The 18,076-nt window shown below is 70.6% G+C and carries 11 protein-coding genes; 4 read left to right on the forward strand and 7 right to left on the reverse strand.

All coding sequences use genetic code 11. From position 1 onward, the window contains the following. The first annotated feature begins 6 nt into the window (after nucleotides 1-6). The gene (locus HZS55_RS21440; protein ID WP_179909563.1) at nucleotides 7-1,146 is read left to right on the forward strand and encodes a thiolase family protein; all 1,140 of its coding nucleotides are present in this window, start codon (nucleotides 7-9) and stop codon (nucleotides 1,144-1,146) included. Nucleotides 1,147-1,622: 476 nt separating this feature from the next. After that, nucleotides 1,623-3,254: a PAS domain-containing protein gene (locus HZS55_RS21445; RefSeq protein WP_179909564.1), complete on the forward strand. Its 1,632-nt coding sequence runs from the start codon at nucleotides 1,623-1,625 to the stop codon at nucleotides 3,252-3,254. Between the two features lie 42 nt (nucleotides 3,255-3,296). Here HZS55_RS21445 and HZS55_RS21450 read toward each other — a convergent pair whose 3' ends face one another. Continuing rightward, nucleotides 3,297-5,156, reverse strand: coding sequence for a cation:proton antiporter domain-containing protein (locus HZS55_RS21450; RefSeq protein WP_179909565.1), 1,860 nt, complete (start codon nucleotides 5,154-5,156; stop codon nucleotides 3,297-3,299). Between the two features lie 138 nt (nucleotides 5,157-5,294). Between HZS55_RS21450 and HZS55_RS21455 the strand changes: the two genes are divergently transcribed. After that, a complete protein-coding gene (locus HZS55_RS21455; protein WP_179909566.1) occupies nucleotides 5,295-7,112 on the forward strand; it encodes a formate/nitrite transporter family protein in 1,818 nt (605 codons plus the stop codon). A 42-nt stretch (nucleotides 7,113-7,154) separates the two neighbouring features. On the opposite strand, the gene HZS55_RS21460 is transcribed toward HZS55_RS21455, so the two are convergent. From HZS55_RS21460 to HZS55_RS21465, 3 genes are all read right to left on the reverse strand, one after another. Next, nucleotides 7,155-9,329: an amino acid permease gene (locus HZS55_RS21460; protein WP_179909567.1), complete on the reverse strand. Its 2,175-nt coding sequence runs from the start codon at nucleotides 9,327-9,329 to the stop codon at nucleotides 7,155-7,157. Nucleotides 9,330-9,616: 287 nt separating this feature from the next. Further along, nucleotides 9,617-9,748, reverse strand: coding sequence for a hypothetical protein (locus tag HZS55_RS22910; RefSeq protein ID WP_281372789.1), 132 nt, complete (start codon nucleotides 9,746-9,748; stop codon nucleotides 9,617-9,619). A 97-nt stretch (nucleotides 9,749-9,845) separates the two neighbouring features. Continuing rightward, nucleotides 9,846-10,184, reverse strand: a complete 339-nt coding sequence (locus HZS55_RS21465; protein ID WP_179909568.1) for a DUF7344 domain-containing protein — start codon at nucleotides 10,182-10,184, stop codon at nucleotides 9,846-9,848. Between the two features lie 227 nt (nucleotides 10,185-10,411). On the opposite strand from HZS55_RS21465, the gene HZS55_RS22490 reads away from it, so the two are divergent. Next, the gene (locus HZS55_RS22490) at nucleotides 10,412-14,683 is read left to right on the forward strand and encodes a PAS domain S-box protein (protein ID WP_218927253.1); all 4,272 of its coding nucleotides are present in this window, start codon (nucleotides 10,412-10,414) and stop codon (nucleotides 14,681-14,683) included. 22 nt (nucleotides 14,684-14,705) lie between these two features. On the opposite strand, the gene HZS55_RS21485 is transcribed toward HZS55_RS22490, so the two are convergent. The 3 genes from HZS55_RS21485 to HZS55_RS21495 form a co-directional block, all read right to left on the reverse strand. Further along, complete coding sequence (locus HZS55_RS21485; protein ID WP_179909569.1) at nucleotides 14,706-15,617, reverse strand: MBL fold metallo-hydrolase; 912 nt, start codon at nucleotides 15,615-15,617, stop codon at nucleotides 14,706-14,708. A 133-nt stretch (nucleotides 15,618-15,750) separates the two neighbouring features. Next, the gene (locus HZS55_RS21490; protein WP_179909570.1) at nucleotides 15,751-17,220 is read right to left on the reverse strand and encodes an MATE family efflux transporter; all 1,470 of its coding nucleotides are present in this window, start codon (nucleotides 17,218-17,220) and stop codon (nucleotides 15,751-15,753) included. Then, nucleotides 17,220-18,035: a TetR/AcrR family transcriptional regulator gene (locus tag HZS55_RS21495; RefSeq protein ID WP_179909571.1), complete on the reverse strand. Its 816-nt coding sequence runs from the start codon at nucleotides 18,033-18,035 to the stop codon at nucleotides 17,220-17,222. The genes HZS55_RS21490 and HZS55_RS21495 overlap by 1 nt, the downstream gene beginning before the upstream one ends. Between the last annotated feature and the right edge of the window lie 41 nt (nucleotides 18,036-18,076).

The raw sequence follows: 18,076 nt of genomic DNA on the forward strand, positions 1-18,076 counted from the left end.
GGATCCATGAGCGACGCGACACCGGTCATCGTGCAGGCGCGGCGGACACCGCAAGGCAAGGAAGACGGCGCTTTCGCGGACGTGCGCAGCGAGGACCTGTCGGTCCCGCTGGTGAACGAGATGCTCGCCGACACGGGACTGGCGAGCGAACAGGTCGACGACCTGCTGTGGGGCTGTGCCCAGCAGCGCGACGAGCAGGGAAACAACATGGCCCGCGTGGTCGCCTTGCTCTCGGATCTTGGCGAGTCCGTACCGGCCGCGACCATCAACCGCTGGTGTGCCTCCTCGGCGGAGGCGATCATGCGCGGCGCCGACGCCATCGCGGCGGGCCAACGGGACTGCGTCATCGCCGGCGGCGTCGAGTCGATGAGTCGGGTCGAACTCGGGCAGAACACCCACAACGTCCACCCGCGGCTGGCCGAACTCTACAACATCGGCGAGCTCCAGATGGGCATGACCGCCGAGAAGGTCGCCGAGGAGTACGACGTGAGCCGCGAGGCTCAGGACGAGTTCGCGCTTCGCAGTCACGAGCGGGCGGCCGACGCGACGGATTCGGGTCGGTTCGACGACGAGATCGTCCCTGTCGAGACCGACGAGGGCGCCGTCGACGAAGACGAGGGGATCCGCCGGGACTCCTCGCTGGAGACGCTGGCGGGCCTGCCCACCGTCTTCAAGAGCGAGGGGACGATCACGCCGGGTAACGCCTCCCAGATCTCCGACGGCGCCTCGGGGACGATGATAACCTCCCGCGCCTTCGCCGACGACCACGGTCTGGACGTGCTCGCCGAGGTGGGCGACCACATGGTCGCGGGCGTCGACCCGACGATCATGGGCGTTGGTCCCGTCCCGGCGGTCCGGAAGCTCTGCGAGCGGACCGGCCGCGACACCGACGACTACGATCTGGTCGAACTCAACGAGGCGTTCGCGAGCCAGGCGCTGTACTGCCGGCGCGAACTCGGCTTCGACGACGAGATCTACAACGTCAACGGCGGCGCCATCGCCATCGGCCACCCGCTCGGCGCCTCCGGCGCGCGCCTGCCAGTCACGCTGATCCACGAGATGAACAAGCGCGACGCCGACCTGGGGCTCGCGACCGAGTGCGTCGGCTTCGGACAGGGCGCGGCCATCGAGTTCTCGCTGCCGTAGCGCGTTGACGCGCCCGCGATTCCCCGGTCGCGAGCGAGCGCAGCGAGCGAGTCGACCGGTTTTTTGCCCCATCTTTTTCGAGGAGTGGTGCCCGCAGCGAGCGCAGCGAGCGAGGACACCCGACGAGAAAAAGGTGGCAGCGGCGCGGCCATCGAGTTCTCGCTGCCGTAGCGCGTTGACGCGCCCGCGATTCCCCGGTCGCGAGCGAGCGCAGCGAGCGAGTCGACCGGTTTTTGCCCCATCTTTTTGGAGGAGTGGTGCTCGCAGCGAGCGCAGCGAGCGAGGACACCCGACGAGAAAAAGGTGGCAGCGGCGCGGCCATCGAGTTCTCGCTGCCGTAGGGCGCTAGCGCGTCCGCGGCGCGCGGCTTCCCGGTCGCGAGCGCGTCGGCGGGGGCTCCCGGCCGTCGACTGCCAGTTCGTTCACTAATTCGGGTTCGAAAAAGTTTTTACGTTGTCAGTGAGGCTACTGCTGGTGTGCTTTCGGCGCCGCTGGTCGGTGGGCCGGTACTGGGCGCCGTGGCCGCCGCGTTCGGGTGGTACGCGTGGCGGTTGCGGGGGGCGCGCGGTCGGCCGGGTGGGACCGGGCTGGTCGCGCTAGTGGCGTTGCTCGCGGTCGTGACGCTGGCGGAGGCCGCGGTGATCGCCGCCGGCTGGCCGTCCCCGCTGTTGCATCCGCTGACGCAGGTCGCGGTCTTCGGGGGGACGGTCTGCTGGGCGGCGTTCGTCGTCGCCTACACGGGACGCACGGGTTCCAGTCGGGTGATCCTCGGGCTGGTCGCGGTCGCCCCTGCGGTCGGCTGCCTCGGGGCGGTCCTCCGGGTGACGCAGGTGTTGCCGCTCGAACCCACGTTCGAGGGGATCGGCGCCGCGTATCTCCTCCTGCTCGGGACGCCGACGGTCGTGTCGTTCGGGCTGCTCGTCGGGCTCTCGATCCTGCTCGCGTGGGACGCGACCCGGTACGCGTCCTTCGAGCGGTCGCGGGGCGCCGCGTTAGCGCTGATCGGCGGGTCGCTCGCGGCGGCGCCGATGCTGACCTCGACGCTGGAGACCGGCGGGACCATCTCGGTGCCGACCGGCGCCGTCGTCGTCCAGTCGACGGTGCTGGCCGCGGTCGCGGTCGCCGTCGCGGTCGGGCGGCCCTACCGCTCGCTGCCCATCGCGGAGGCGATCGGCCGCGACGCGATCGTCTCGAACCTCAACGACGCGGTCGTGGTCGTCGACGGCGACGCGCGGATCGTCGACATGAACCGGTCGGCGGAGGCGCTGTTCGAGCGGTCGCTCGAGGAGGTGGTCCGCGAGCCGCTGTCGGCGCTGGTCGACGCCGACCTGCTGGGGTCCGAGGGGCTGCCGACCGAGTCGACGATCCCCTTCCAGGGGTCGGCGGGCAAGCGCTACTTCGACGTGTCGGTCTCGCGGGTGCGCCGCGACGCGAACGCCGAGGCGGGCTACGCGGTGGCGCTGCGGGACGTGACCGACGAGCGCATCCGCGGCCAGCGCCTGGAGGTCCTCCAGCGGGTGCTCCGACACAACGTCCGCAACGACATGACGGCGGTGTACGCGATGGCCGACGCGGTCGCCGAGTCGGGCGACGAACGGGTCGCCGAGCGGCTCCGCGAGACGGCCGACTCGCTGGTCGACGTGAGCGAGCGGGCCCGCGCCGTCGAGGAGAGCATGTGTCTCGACCCGGCGAGCGACGACGCGGCCGACGTGAGCGCGCTGGTGACCGAGGTCGCCGCCGTCCTCCGCGAGCAGGGTCACGACGTGTCGGTGACGACCGACGGCGACGCCGAGGTCCACCGCTCGGCGGAGCTGGTCGCGTCGATCTGCGAACACCTGCTGTCGTACGCGACCGGCAACGCCGACGCGCCGGTCGCCGTGACCGTCGAGCGCGACGGCTCCCACGTCGACGTGGCCGTCGAGAGCGACGGTCGATTCCTCCCCGAGCAGGACGCGGCGGCGGTGACCAACGGCGGGGAGACCCAGCTCGAACACGCCAACGACCTGGAGATCTGGGCGGTCTCGTGGGGCGCCGAGCGGCTCGGCGGCGAACTGGTGCCCGACTGCGAGCACGGTCGGCACGTCGGCGTCCGGATCCCGGTGGAGTGAGCGGACGGCGACGCGAGGAACCCGCGACCCCGACGGGACCGCTCAGTCCGGGTTGACGAGCTTCATTCCCTCGCGGACCGCCTCGCGCTGGCCCAGCAGCGTGACGTGGTCGCCGAGTTCGACGACGTAGTCCGGGCCGGGGACCTCCGCGGTGGTGTAGTCGCCCTTGCCGACCAGCGCGATGAGACAGGCGTCGGGGAGCATCGGCCCGACCTCCCGGACGGGCTTGCCGGCGATCTCCTCGCTGGTGACTTCGACCTCCTGGACGTCGCCCGACTGGCCGACGTCGGTCATCCAGTGGGCGATGGCGGGGCGTTCGATCTGGTTGTCGATCGCCCAGGCGGTGGCCATCGACGAGGAGATGGTGCGGACGCCCAGGTCCTCGAAGGCGTCGACGTTGTCGGGGTTGTTGGCCCGCGCGATGACGTTCTCGACGTCGAACTTCGAGCTCGACAGCTGCGCGACGAGGAGGTTCGCGTCGTCGTCGCCGGTCGCGGCGACGACCGTCTTGGCGTTGTCCGCGCCGGCCTCCCGGAGGAGTTCGGTGTCCGTCCCGTCGCCGATGATGGCGGTGAACCCGGCGTTGCGGACCGTCTGTGCGACCGACTCGTCCGTCTCGACGATGACGACGTTCTCGCCCCGGTTCTCCAGCCGTTCGGCGAGCGACCGGCCGACCCGGCCGCCGCCGACGATGATGACTCTCATGGGTATGACGTTCAGATAGCGCGCGAGGTGGCGCGCGAGGCCGCCCTCGAAGACGGCCGTCAGCAAGATCGCGAGAAAGACCGTCCCCAGAAGGATGTTCGCTTCCTCGACGAGTCCGGCCTCCTGGAACTGGACCGCAAAGAGCGTCGCGACCGAGGCCGGGATGATGCCCCGCGGCCCGACCAGGCTCATGAACGTCCGCTCCTGGCGGGTGAACCGGTCGCCGGCGGTCGACAGGAAGACCAGCGCCGGGCGGATCACGAGTGCGATCGCGGCCACGACGACCAGTCCGCCGACGCCGACTTCGACCAGTGCCGCGGGGTCGAGCAGCGCCGCGAGGCCGATGAAGACGAACGCCAGGACCAGCAGCGTCAGGTCGCCCTTGAACGCCTCGATCTCCGCCTCGTAGGGCACGTCGGCGTTCCCGAGCAGGAAGCCCGCGGTCGCGGCCGCGGCGACGCCCGCCTCGGTCGCCTCGAAGTTCGCGGCGGCGAACGCGACCAGAGCGCCCGCGAGCACCAGCAGGCGGGCGTTGCGCGGTGCGTCACCCGGCGAGAGGTCGACGTACCGAAGCAGGTAGTAGACGGCGCCCGCGACGACGACGCCGAACAGCAGGCCGACCCCGAGCCGGACGACGAACCCGCGGACGATGCCGTTGCCGGCCGTCTCCGGCAGGACCGTCTGGAAGAAGACGACCGCGAGGATCGCCGCGGTCACGTCGTTGACGATGCCCTCGAACTCCAGGGCGGTCGCCACCCGGTCGCGCACCGGGACGATGCTGAGGATCGGGGTAACGACCGTCGGGCCGGTCGCGACCAGCAGCGACCCGATCACCAGCGAGAGGTTCCAGCTCACGCCGAAGACCAGTCGCACGGCCACGGCGGTCCCGGCCAGCGCCAGGACCGCGCCGACGGTGACCAGCCGCAGCGCGGCCTGGGGCGCCGTCCGGATGCGCTCGACTTTCAGGTGGAAGGCGCCCTCGAAGACGATGATCGCGACGGCGAACCCGACGACCGTCGAGAGGGCGCCGCCGAACGTCTCCCGCGTGATGATCTCCAGCCCCGGCTGGCCCAGCACCAGCCCGGCGACGATGTAGAAGACGATGGCCGGCACCTGGAGGCGGTCGGCCAGGATCTGAGCCAGCACCCCGACAGCGATGATACCGGCGACCAGCAGGAGCAACGTACTCTCGGCCATTCGTCTCCGTTATCGATTGCCGCACACAAAAGCACACCCCACTGACGGCGGGATCGCGCCGACCGGGGCCGCCGCTCGGCGGTCGACGCGCCGCGGAGAGACAAACCTCTTTGGGCCTCCGTACTGGCGATGTGAGTAATGGCCGACACCGACCACGAGTCGCGGGCACACCGGGAGGACGCCGACGACGTCCCCGAGACCGGGGAGGTCGTGCCCGGTCGGTTCTCCTCGGACGAGGTGTTCCAGCGGATCGTCGCCGACGCCGACCACGAGATCACGTCCGGCTTCCGCGAGCTGTTCTTCAGCGGCGTGGCCGGCGGGTTCGCGATCACGATCACCTTCCTGCTGTACGCCTCGCTGTCGGCGTCGACGGAGTCGCCGGTCCTCGCCGTGTTGCTCTACCCCCTGGGGTTCGTCTACATCATCATCGGCGGCTACCAGCTCTACACCGAGAACACGCTCCCGCCGGTCGCGCTGACGCTGGAGCGACTGGCCAGCCTCCCGGCGCTGGTGCGCCACTGGCTGATCGTCCTCGCGGGGAACTTCGCCGGCGGCGCCGTCGGCGCGGTCGTGCTCGCCTACGGGGGCGTCTTCGAACCGGCCGCGGCGGAGTACGCGCTCGGGCTGGCACAGAACGGCGTCGAGACGCCGATCACCGCCCTCTTCTTCAAGGCCGCCTTCGCCGGGCTGATCGTCGCCGGCGTCGTCTGGATGGACTTCGCCGCCCGCGACACCATCTCCCGGATCGCCGTCGTCTACATGGCGTTCCTGGCGATCCCGCTGGGCAACCTCTTCCACGTCGTCGTCTCGTTCACCGAGGTAGTGTACACGATGCTGGCCGGCGACCTCGCGCTGACCGTCGGCCTCTTCGAGTTCGTGCTCCCCGTCCTGCTGGGCAACACCCTCGGCGGCATCCTGCTGGTCACCGTCGTCAACTACTACCAGACCAGCGAGCGCCGCCTGGAGATTGAGCAGTTCGAGAACGTCCGCCGGCTCTCGCTGCGTGAGATGCTGCTGGGCAACCTCGCCGGGCGGTCGTACGTCCCGCTGGTCGACACCTTAGAGGACTTCGTCCGCGACCCGGAGTCCTACCGCATCCTGGTTCCCATCGCGAACCCGCGGACCGAGACGGCGCTCGTCGAGTTCGCCTGCGCGCTGGCGAGCACCCGCGAGAAGGGGACCGTCCACGCCGTCCACATCGTCCAGGCGCCGACGAACCGCCCGCTCGACGACGGTGACCGCGCTCGGATAACCCGCGAGTCCGAGCGGCTCATGGGCGACCTGAAGCAGCAGGTCGGCCGCGAGGACGTGACCGTCGAAACCTCGACGATCGTCTCCTCGCGCTCGTTCGAAGAGGTGTTCGACCGGGCGCGGCGCACCCGACCGGACCTGGCGCTGATGGGCTGGGGGCAGGGCCGACTCTGGAACGCCGCCCGCGCCGAGCGGCCGCTCGACGAACTGACCAATCGCCTCCCCTGTGACTTCCTCGTCGTCAAGGACCGCGGACTCGACCCCTCGCGGGTCCTGCTACCCACCGCGGGTGGCCCGGACTCCGATCTCAGCGCCGAGGTCGCCCGCGCGCTCCGGACGGACGCCGGCGCCGAGGTGTCGCTGTTGCACGTCGTCGACGGCGCCGACGAGCGCGAGGCGGGCCAGCGGTTCCTCGCGGAGTGGAGCGAGGCGCACGACCTGGACGGGGCGGCCGCGATCGTCGACGACTCCGGCGACGTCGAGGCGGCGATCGAGTCGGCGGCCGACGACCACACCATGGTGTTGCTCGGGGCGACCGAGCGGGGGATGATCTCGCGGCTGGTCACCGACTCGCTGCACCTCGACGTGGTCAACGACGTCGACGCCTCCGTGCTGTTCGCCGAGCGACCCACCGACCGGCCGCTGGCCGAGCGGCTGTTCGGGAGCGGTCGCCGGGAGCAGAGCGGCGAAGGGTCCGACAGGTGACGCGACGGCCGGGGGCGGGGGAGAGGGCGGTCCCGCGCCCGCTCAGAACACGACGCGTTCGAGGAACCGCCGGACGAGCCCGGGCTGGCCCGACTCGTGGGAGTGGACGGAGATCTCCGTACACTCGACCGGGCCGTCGTCCTGTCGGTCGAGCACGGCGCCCCGGAGCCGGTGGTCGGCCCCTCGCCGGATCCGGAGGTCCGGCCGGGCGGTGCCGCTGTCGGTGCCCGGCTCGGAGGGCGTCCGAACCGGGACCGACAGCAGCTCGGCCAGCCGAGCGCGGTACTCATCGATGGTCTGTTCGCGCTGCTCGGGACCGTCGTCGGTCTCGGGGTAGCCGAGACACACCTCGCTGCCGTTCTGGCTGGCGATCGCTTCGGTGACGGCGACCTGGTCGGGGTTGAACGGCCCCCCGTCGCCGACGAGTTCGATCAGCTCGGGCCGGTCGTACCCCTGGTTGTCGACGAGCAGCACGTCGGTCGGGGCGTGGCGGACCACCCAGTCGATCGGGTCGCCGACGAGCCGCGAGCGGAGACGGAGCCGCTCGTGTTCGGTGAGGATCGTGTCGACCCGGCGGTGGTCGGCGAAGTTGACGATCGCGTGTTTCGTGTCGTGGCTGACGATCTCGCCCACGTCGACCTCGACGTCGAGGTCGACCGCCAGGTCGCCGGTCTGCTCCTCGAAGCGGACCTCGGCGGGCGACTGGGTCTCCGTGGCGGTCTCCAGGGGCGCCTGGTCGGGCACCTCCTCGAACCAGACGACGACGACCCGGCCGTCGTGGGGTCGCACGAGGTCGGCGGCCATGCGCAACAGCGCCGCCTCGCGCTCGCGGGTCACCTCGCTGGTGAGCGCGACCAGCACCTCGTAGGTCTCGCCCTCGATGGCGTCCTCCGTCTCGGTGAGGACGTTCTCGCCGACCTTGCGGCGGACCACGTCGGTCGCGGCGCCCTCGCGCTGGATGCGCGGTCGGGCGTAGACGAAGTACCAGACGATACTCGCGACCGTGATGACGGCCGCGCCGGCTATCGCGATCTGGCCCATCTGCGTGATGAGCACGAGCCCGCCGACGACGCCGAACGCCTGCGTCCAGGGGTACAGCGGCGACTCGAAACTTGGCTCGTACTCCATCTCCCCCTTGCGGAAGGCGACGATGGTGAGGTTGATCAGGATGAAGACGAGGATCTGGAAGGCGCTGGCGAGCTTGGCGATGTCGCGGATCGGCACGAACGCGATCAGCGCGAGCAACACGCCGCCGGTCAGCGTGATCGAGGCCGCGGGCGTCCCGAACCGGTCGCTGACGGCGGCCAGCGACTCCGGGACCAGCCCGTCGCGGGCCATCGCGAAGGGGTAGCGCGACGAGGAGAGGATCCCGGCGTTGGCCGTCGAGATCAGCGCCAGGACGGCGGCGACGACGACCGCGCCGACGCCGAGCGTGCCGACGGTGGCCCGTGCGGCGTCCGCGACGGGGACCGACGAGCCCGCGACCACGCCCGCGTCGGTGACGCCGACCATGATGGCGACGATCAGCACGTACAACAGGGTCGTGAACCCGAGCGACCCCAGGATACCGAGCGGGATGTTCCGGTCGGGGTTCTCGACCTCCTCGGCGATGCTCGCGACCTTCGTCACGCCGGCGTAGGAGACGAACACGAGGCCGGTCGCGGCCAGCAGTCCGCCCGGCCCGCCCGTGAGAAACGGCTCGAAGTTCGTCTGTTGGACGCTCGGCGCGCCCCCGACGACGAACCACGCCAGCGCCGCGAGCATGGCGGTGACGATTATCACCTGCAGGCGCCCGGTCTGTTTCGCCCCGAAGAGATTGACGAGGATGAGCACCGCCGCGAGCGCCAGCGCGACGGGCTTGACCGGCAGGTCGAAGGCGATGAGGAGATAGGGGACGCCGCCGACCAGGGCGAGCCCGCCCTTGAACGCCAGGGAGAACCACGTCCCGACGCCGGCGATCGTTCCGAGGAGCGGCCCCATCCCGCGTTCGATGTAGAGATACGTGCCGCCGGCCTCGGGCATCGCCGTCGCCATCTCCGACTTCGACAGCGCCGCCGGGAGCACGAGCACGCCCGCGAGCAGGTACGCGAGCACGACCGACGGACCGGCGGTCTCCAGCGCCAGCGCCGGGAGGATGAAGATGCCGCTCCCGATCATCGCGCCGATACTGATGGCGAGGACCGTCGGGAGTCCCAGGTCCCGCTCCAGGGACTTCATCTGACCGAGATCCCGCCCGAACGGTCTCGTCGTCGCAGTTCGCCCGCGGGCGACCGACTCGGCGGTCCGTCGGGTCCGCTCGCGGGGCGCCGACACCGGGGCCGGGAAGCGTCACAGATGGGACTGGTGGCGACAATCACTGTGTTCTCGCGTGGGTGGTAGGTGTCCGTCCCGATAAACGTACGGGTCGCCGTCCGCGCGCGAGACGCTCCGGCGAGCCGTCCGCGAGAGCGATGTCCCGGCGGGTCGCGCGTGCGAACTGCTCCCCGGCGGGCACCCCGTTCGCGTTACAGTCCGATCGACCAGACGTGGTCGCACTCCGGACAGGAGAACGTGACTTCGATGCCCGCGTCGGACCCGCGGCCCCTGGCGGTCCGCTCGCCCTCCGCCTCTCCGCAGTTCGGACAGAGCGCCTTCATCGACCGGTGACCGACCGGGGGTGGACAATTCCCGCCGTCATCGGGCGGGAACCGACGGATCTCGAGCCGATAGCGTCGTCGATGACCACGCGAGTAGTCAGTCCGACTGCGCCGTCGCGAGGGAGCGGACGGTCTCGACGCGGTTGGCCCCCGGGTCGTAGTCGAGCACGCCCAGGTCGTCCATCCGCGGCAGGTGGACGTGATGCAGCGAGACGGCGAGCCGTTCGGCCGCCTCCGCGGACGCTTCGTCGCCCTCGCGCGCCGCCACCGCCGTCACGAGCTCGTCGAGTCCGGTCGGTGTGGCGCCGCCCCGTTCGGTGAGGACGGCCAGCACCGTCCGCCGCCGCTCGGCCGCCAGGAGGTCGTAGCGCTTGTCCGCGTCGAGGTCGATAACGGTTCGGCCGTCGTCCGTGGTGTGCGTTGTAGTCTGGGACATTGGTGGTCTCCGTCGGACGTATCAGTACCGACTACCCCGACCCGGGTAAGGGATCGCTAGAAGTGATTAGGCCCATCGCTACGCCGGTACTGTAACTGTACCGCCACGTATGCTGTCCGTGTGGGTCCGTTCGATGGCGCGATACGTACCGGATACTGATCCGTCGCGATCGCTTGGTGACTCCGCCGGCGGAAGGTTGTAGTGGCGGCCGACCCTGGATGGGGGTAATGGAACCGCACGGGCTGACAGAGAGTCTCCGGGAGACGCTCGCGGTGTTCGACGGGGACGGTGAGCCGCGGACGACGAGCGAGGTGGCCGACCGGCTCGACCTCGGGCGCCGGAGCACGTACGACCGGCTGGACCGACTGGTCGACGGGGGGCACCTCCGGACGAAGAAGGTGGGAGCGAGCGCCCGCGTGTGGTGGCGCCCCCCGGACCCGGAGGTCGCCGACGACGCGGACCCCGATTGGCCGGCCGCGGCGGAGTCGCTCGTCGCGGACGTGCTGGGGACGGTCGACGTGGGCGTGCTCGTCATCGACGCCGACGACGAGGTGGCCTGGGTCAACGACGCCGTCGAGCGCTACTTCGGCGTCGACCGCGCGGCCGTGCTGGGCCTGGAGGAGTCCGCCCTGCTCGCCGACCGGCTCGCGCCGGCGGTCGACGACTCGGCGGCGTTCGCCGACCGGGTCCGGTCGACCTACGACGGCGAGGCCGGCGAGGAGCGCTTCGAATGTCGCGTCACGGCCGGCGACGACCGGGCCGACCGGTGGCTCGAACACCGGAGTCGGCCGATCGAGTCGGGCGCCTACGCGGGCGGTCGGGTGGAGCTGTACGTGGACGTGATCGAGCGCAAACGGGCGGAGCTGACCCAGCGCGACCAGCGCGACCAGTTCGAGTCACTGGTCGAGGCCGTCGAGGAGTACGCCATCTTCCGGCTCGACGCCGACGGCTGCGTGCAGACGTGGAACCCCGGAGCGGCGCGCCTGAAGGGGTACGAGGCCGACGACATCGTCGGCGAGCACTTCTCGGCGTTCTACACCGAGGCCGACCGCGAGGCGGGCGTCCCCGAGCGGAACCTCGCGGCGGCGGCCGAGGGGGGCTGGATCGAGGACGAGGGCTGGCGCGTCCGCGCCGACGGGACGCGCTTCTGGGCGAACGTGACGATCACGGCCATCTACGGCGACGACGGCGACCTCGACGGGTTCGCGAAGGTGACCCGCGACATGACCGAGCGCCGCGAGTTCGAGCAGCGCCTCCAGCGCGAGCGGGACCTGCTCGAACGCCTCTTCGACGCCATCCCGGTCGGGGTCGCGGTCCTCGACAGCGAGGGCGAGGCCGTCAGGATGAACGACCGCACCCGGCAATACCTCGGGATCGACGAGTCGGCCGACGGGGAGTCGGCCGACGAGGAGTCGACGAACCTCCCCGCCGGGACCGTCTTCGACGAGGACGGCGAGGAGGTCCCGCCGGGCGAACGGCCCTACGAGCGGCCGCTCCGGACGGGCGAACCGGTGAGGGACTGGGTCGGCCGGTTCGACCTCCCGGGGCTCGGCGAGCGGTGGCTCTCGATCGACGCCGTCCCGCTGACCGACGACGGGGCGGTCGAGCGCGTCGTCGTCTCCGCGGAGGACGTGACCCAGCTCAAAGAACAGGCCCAGCGGCTCGAACGGCGACGCGAGGACCTCGAACACGAACTGGACGAGGTGCTCGAACGCATCGACGACGGGTTCTTCGCGCTCGACGAGGACTGGCGGTTCAGCTACGTCAACGAGCGGGCGGCCGCGCTGCTCGACCGCGACCGCCACGAACTCGTCGGCCGGAGCGTCTGGGACGCCTTCCCCGCGGCCGGCGGCACGACGTTCCAGGAGCAGTACGAGCGCGCCCGGGAGACCGGCGAGTCAGTCTCCTTCGAGGCGTACTTCCCGCCGCTCTCGACCTGGTTCGAGGTGTCGGCCCACCCCTCCGAGAGCGGGATCTCCGTGTACTTCCGGGACGTGACCGATCGGAAGGCCCGCGAACGCGAGCTCGAACGCTACGAGCGGATCGTCGAGACCGTCGAGGACGGCATCTACGTGGTCGACGAGGGCGGCTACTTCACGCAGGTCAACGAGACCTACGCCGCGATGGTCGATCGCGACCCCGACGAACTGGTCGGCGAACACGTCTCGGCGGTCGTCGACGACGAAGCGGTCGCCGCGGCCCGGCGGCTCGAGGACGCCCTCGCGGTCGACGAGCGGGCGACGGCGACGCTGGAGGCGACGCTGGCCGGTCCCGACGGCGAGGAGTGGATCGGCGAGGCGACGTTCTCGCTGATGGACGCCGAGGCCGGGGCGGGCGACGAGGACGACGGCCACGAGCGCATCGCCGTCGTCCGGGACGTGACCGAGCGCAAGGAACGCAAGCGCGAGCTCGAACAGTACGAGCGGATCGTCGAGACGGTCGGCGACGGCATCTACGCGCTGGACGACGACAGCCGGTTCGTGCTCGTCAACGAGTCGTTCTGCGAGATGCTCGGCTACGACCGCGAGGAGCTACTGGGGATGGAACCGACCGACATCTACGACGAGGAGTACGCCCCCGTCGTCGAGGAGCGGGCGGCGGCGGTCGCCGCGGGCGAGCGCGAGGCGGCGACCATCGAGTTCGAACTCTTCCGGAAGGACGGCACCGCCGTCCCGGTCGAGACCCGCTACGAACCGTTCCCCTACGGCGACGGCACCGGTCGCTGCGGCGTCGTCCGCGACATCTCCGAGCGCCTCGAACGCGAGCGGGAACTCCAGCGGCGAGTCCGCCAGCAGGCGGTCGTCACCGAGCTCGGCCAGCGCGCCCTCGAAGAGCGCGACCTCGACGCCCTGATGGCCGAGGCGGCCGAGGAGGTGGCGACGACGCTCGGCAACGACTACTGCAAGGTGCTCGAACTGGACGAGGCCGGCGAACAACTGCTGCTCCGTCAGGGCGTCGGGTGGGACGACGACCTCGTCGGCGAGGCGACGATCTCCGCCGTCGCGGACGACTCCCAGGCGGCGTACACCCTCCGGTCGGGCGACCCGGTCGTCGTCGAGGACCTCCGAAGCGAGCACCGGTTCAGCGGCCCGGATCTGCTGCGCGACCACGCCGTTCGCTCGGGGATCAGCGTCGTCGTCGGGTCGCCGGAGAACCCGTGGGGGATCCTCGGGACCCACGACACGGAACCCGGGGAGGCCTCCCAGCAGGACGTGAACTTCGTCCAGTCGGTGGCGACGGTGCTGGCGACGGCGATCAACCGCCACCGCTACGAGAACCGGCTCGTCCGCCGGCGCGAGCAACTGGCGGCGCTCAACAGCCTCAACGAGGTCGTCAACGGGATCACCGACGCCGTCGTCGACCAGTCGACCTGCGCGGAGATCGAACGGACGGTGTGCGAACACCTCGCCGCCGCCGACTCCTACCGGTTCGCCTGGATCGGCGAGGTCGACACCGCCGACCAGACCGTCGAGCCCCGCGCGAAGGCCGGCACGGACGGGTATCTGGAGGGGATCACGATCTCCATCGACTCGGACGACGAGCGCAGCGGCGGCCCGACCGGGCGCGCGTTCCGCACGGGCGAGGCGCAGGTCACCCGGGACATCCAGGCCAGCGACGCCCACGACCCCTGGCGCGAGCGCGTCGACAGCTACGGCGTCCGGTCGTCGGCGGCCATCCCCATCGTCCACGAGGGGACGACCTACGGCGTTCTGAACGTCTACGCCGGCCGGCCCGACGCCTTCGAGGGCCAGGAGCGGACGGTCCTGGCCCAGCTCGGCGAGGTCGTCGGCCACGCCATCGCCGCCGCCGAGCGCAAGCAGGCGCTGCTCTCGGACGAGGTGGTCGAGCTGGAGTTCCAGATCACCGACCTCTTCGAGGCGCTCGACCTCCCGGAACAGCCCGAGGGGCAGTTCTCGTTCGACCACGTCGTCCCCGTCGGCGACGACGAGTTTCTCGTCTACGGGACGGCCTCGGCGGCGGCCGTCGACACCGTCGAACGGCTGGTCGAGCGGCTCCCCCACTGGGCCGAGGTATCGTTCGCCGACGAGGAGGGCGAGGGCGAGCGCGGGTTCGAACTCCGGATGGTCGAGCCGCCCGTGCTGTCGACGCTCGCCTCGCTCGGCGGCTCCGTCGAGGAGGTCGTCGTCGAGGACGGCGACTACCGGATGACGCTGCACGTCTCGCCGACGGCCGACGTGCGACAGGTCATCGAGGCCGTGACCGACGCCTACCCCCGGGCGACGATGCTGCGCCGCCAGCAAGTGACCAGAGAGGACGCCCGGGCCCGCTCGACCCGGTCGCTGCTGGAGGGGCTGACCGACCGCCAGCGGACCACGCTCGAGGCGGCCTACCACGCCGGCTTCTTCGAGTGGCCCCGCGACGCCTCCGGCGAGGACGTGGCCGAGTCGCTGCAGGTCTCCCCGCCCACCTTCCACCAGCACCTCCGCAAGGCCGAGGGCAAGGTGTTCGGCGGCCTCTTCGAGGGGAGCGCCGACTGACGTTAGCCGATCCCGACCGCGGCTACTCCCGCCGGTCCAGCGCCGCCAATACGCCGCGGACGTTCATCGCCACCTCCGCGTCGGCCTTCTCGGCGCCCCACACCGCCCGCTCGGCGTCCGCCTCGGCGACGAAGCGGTCGATCACCGCCGCGTCCTCGCCCGACTCGGCCCGCGCCTCGGCGACCGCCTCGACCCATGAATCGAGCACCTCGGCGTACCGGTCCAGTTTGTCACCCGCCTCGGCCGGCCCGAAGTGGGCGTAACACAGCACCTCGGGGTCGATCTCCCGCAGGGTGTCGATATCGTCCCGACACCCCTCCGGGTCGAAGTTCGGCGGCGGGCTCGTCGGGAACACCTCGTCGCGACTCGGCGCGTAGATGCCCGCCGCGTCGGCGGTGAAGACCGCGTCGTTCTCGGGGTCGTGGAAGACGACCTGATGGGGGGCGTGGCCCGGCGCGTGGGACACCTCCAGCGCGTGGTCGCCCAGGTCGATCGTATCGCCGCCTTCGATCTCGACGATCCGTTCCTCTGGGACGGGGTCGGGCTGGGTGTAGAACTCGATCTGGTCACCGACCGCCGACTTCGTGCCTTCCCAGAGCCGTCCGGGGTCGGCCACGTGGGGCGCGCCGACCGGGTGGACGTACACGTCGGCGTTGGGGCACGCCTCGACGAGCAAGCCCGCGCCGCCCGCGTGGTCGAGGTGGACGTGCGTGAGCGCGATCACCTCGACGTCCTCGGGCGCGAGGTCCGCCTCGCGCACCAGATCCAGGACGCGCTCGTAGTTCGTGCCGATGCCGGTGTCGACCAGCGCCGGCCGGTCGTCGTCGATCAGGTAGACCGCCCCGTACGCCTCGGTGTCGTACATCCCCGTGTCGACGTAGGACAGATCCGTGCAGTCGCCGACCGTCACCGCGGACACGTCGCCGATGGCCATACCCCCGAATCGAACGGCGCCGAGTTAACCGTTCGGCCGGTCGCTTCGAGGCCGCTCCGTTCGTGAGCGTCCCTCCGGCAAAGAGGCGGGTCACACGTGCCGCCGGTGTGAGCGGCCCGGAGCGGATTCGCGATCAGTCGTCGGTGGCGGGTTCGGCGTCGGTGTCGGGGGCGGGACCGACGCCGGGGGCGTCCGTGAGGGAGGCGTCGCGCCAGGTGCCCAGGCGGTACCAGGCGAAGGCGATGGCGGCGCCGGCGAGGTTGGAGACGGCGAACGCGAGCCAGATCCCCTCGTAGCCCATCTCGCCGGACGCGAACCAGGCGACGGGGAGCCGGACGAGGCCGAGCATGGAGATCGAGATGGCGGCGGCGGTCAGGGTCTTGCCGGCGCCGCGGAACCCGCCCTTGTAGGCGTGGAAGATACCGGTGAAGCCGAAGGTCGGGGCGACGTAGCGGAGGAACAGGCGGCCGATCTCGACCACCTCGGGGTCGTCGGAGAAGATGGCGACGATGTTGGGGGCGCCGAGCCACGTGAGCACGCCGACCGCGGCGAGGACGCCGAACATGGCCTTGGCGGCGAAGTTGGTGGCGCGGCCGGCTCGCTCCTGCTCGCCGGCGCCGATGTTCTGACCGGCCATCGTCTCGACGCCGCGGCCGACGGCGATGGCGGGGAGGAAGATGACCGAGAACATGCGGACGCCGACGGTGTAGGCGGCGATGACCGTCTCGCCGAACGGGGTGACGATGGTCAGCATGAGCACGACCGCGATGGAGTTGCCGGTGTTCTCGATCGAGGCGGGGACGCCGACCCGGAGGATCTTCCGCAGATAGCTCAGGTCCGGCCACATCTCCGAGAGGTGGATCTGGACGCCGCGGTTGCCGCGGAACATGATCGCCATGCCGATGACCGTGGCGAGCGCCCGCGAGAAGATGGTCGCGTAGGCGGCGCCCTCGATGCCGAGCTCGGGGAAGACCCACCAGCCGAAGATGAGGAACGGGTCCAGCACCATGTTGACGACGACGGTGACGAACATGACGAGCATCGGCGTGATCGTGTCGCCGTAGCCGCGCATCAGCGACATGAACACGAAGAAGGCGAACATGAACACCATCCCGAGCGAGATGATCTGCAGGTAGCCGGTCGCGCCGGCGACGACGTTCTCGGGGCCGCCGATGAGGTCGAGCAGCCGCCCGACGTTGAGGTAGCCGAACGCGCCCAGCAGCAGCGACGCGATGATCGCGAAGGTGACGGTCTGGGAGGCGGCGAACTCCGCCTGCTCCTCGTCGTCGGCGCCGATGTTCTGGGCGACGAGGATGCTCCCGGCGATCGATATCCCGAGACCCAGCGAGATGAGGAAGAAGACGAGCGGGAACGCCATCCCGATGGCCGCCAGCGCCGTCTCGCTGTACTGACCGAGCCAGATGGTGTCGACGAGGTTGTACGCCGTCTGCAGCAGGTTGGTGACGACGATCGGCAGCGAGAGATAGAACAGCGGGCGGGGGATGTCGCCCGACGTGAGGTCGAACTCCTCGCGGTCCTTGAACACCATGTTCACTCGCCTGCGGACGCCGGCGACGAGGCGGTCGAGCCCGGAGTCGGCCATCAGTCGTCGCCTCCCGCGGCCGCCCGGCCGTCGGCGGCTCCGGTCGCGTCGCCGTCGGTGTCACGGTCCGCATCGCTCCCCGGGTCGAGGTCGACCGCCACGTCGGCGCCGGGGGCGACGAGGTTCTCGCGGACGTACGCGAGGAAGGTGTTGCGGACGCTCCCGTCGGTCTCCCCGAGGGCGACCCGGCGGGTGTTCACGCCGTCGACGAGCGTCGCGACGAAGGCGGCGGTGTCGTCGGGGTCCACGTCGGCGCGGATCGTCCCCTCCTCGATCCCGTCGGCGACGATCGACCGGACGCGACCGCGGACGAACGCGTCGACCCGCTCCAGCTGCTCGCGATAGGCCTCGACGTAGGGCCCCTGGGCCTTGATCTCCAGCAGCGCCGTCTGGAACTCCTCGAACTCGTCCGTCCCGGCGCCGTCGTTCGGATCGTCGCCACCCGTCCCGTCGTCATCCGTCCCGTCGTCGCTCGGTCCGTCGGGGCTCGACTCCGCTCGCGGCTCGTCCGTCCGCTCGGCCGGGCAGAGCAACTCGTCGACGAACCGAACCAGCCGCTCGACGGCGTCGTCGCCGTCGGTCGTCCCGACGTCGTCGGTGAACGCGTCGTAGAGGTGGTCGAGGAAGGCCAGCAGTAGCTCCTCCTTGGTGTCGAAGTGGTAGTGCAACGAGGCCTTGCTCTTGTCCGATTCGTCCGCGATGTCCTGCATCGTCAGATCCGCGTAGCCGTGTTCGCACAGCGCCCGGTAGGTGGCCCCCATGATAGCTTCCGGGGTGGAGCCGCCGGCCGCGGCGCTGTCCGTCGTTCCGGTCATTACCGATCTTAACTGACCGGTCAGTCAAAAGCGTTCCGAAC

The organism is Halosimplex rubrum (genome assembly GCF_013415885.1).
Classification (GTDB): Archaea; Halobacteriota; Halobacteria; order Halobacteriales; family Haloarculaceae; genus Halosimplex; species Halosimplex rubrum.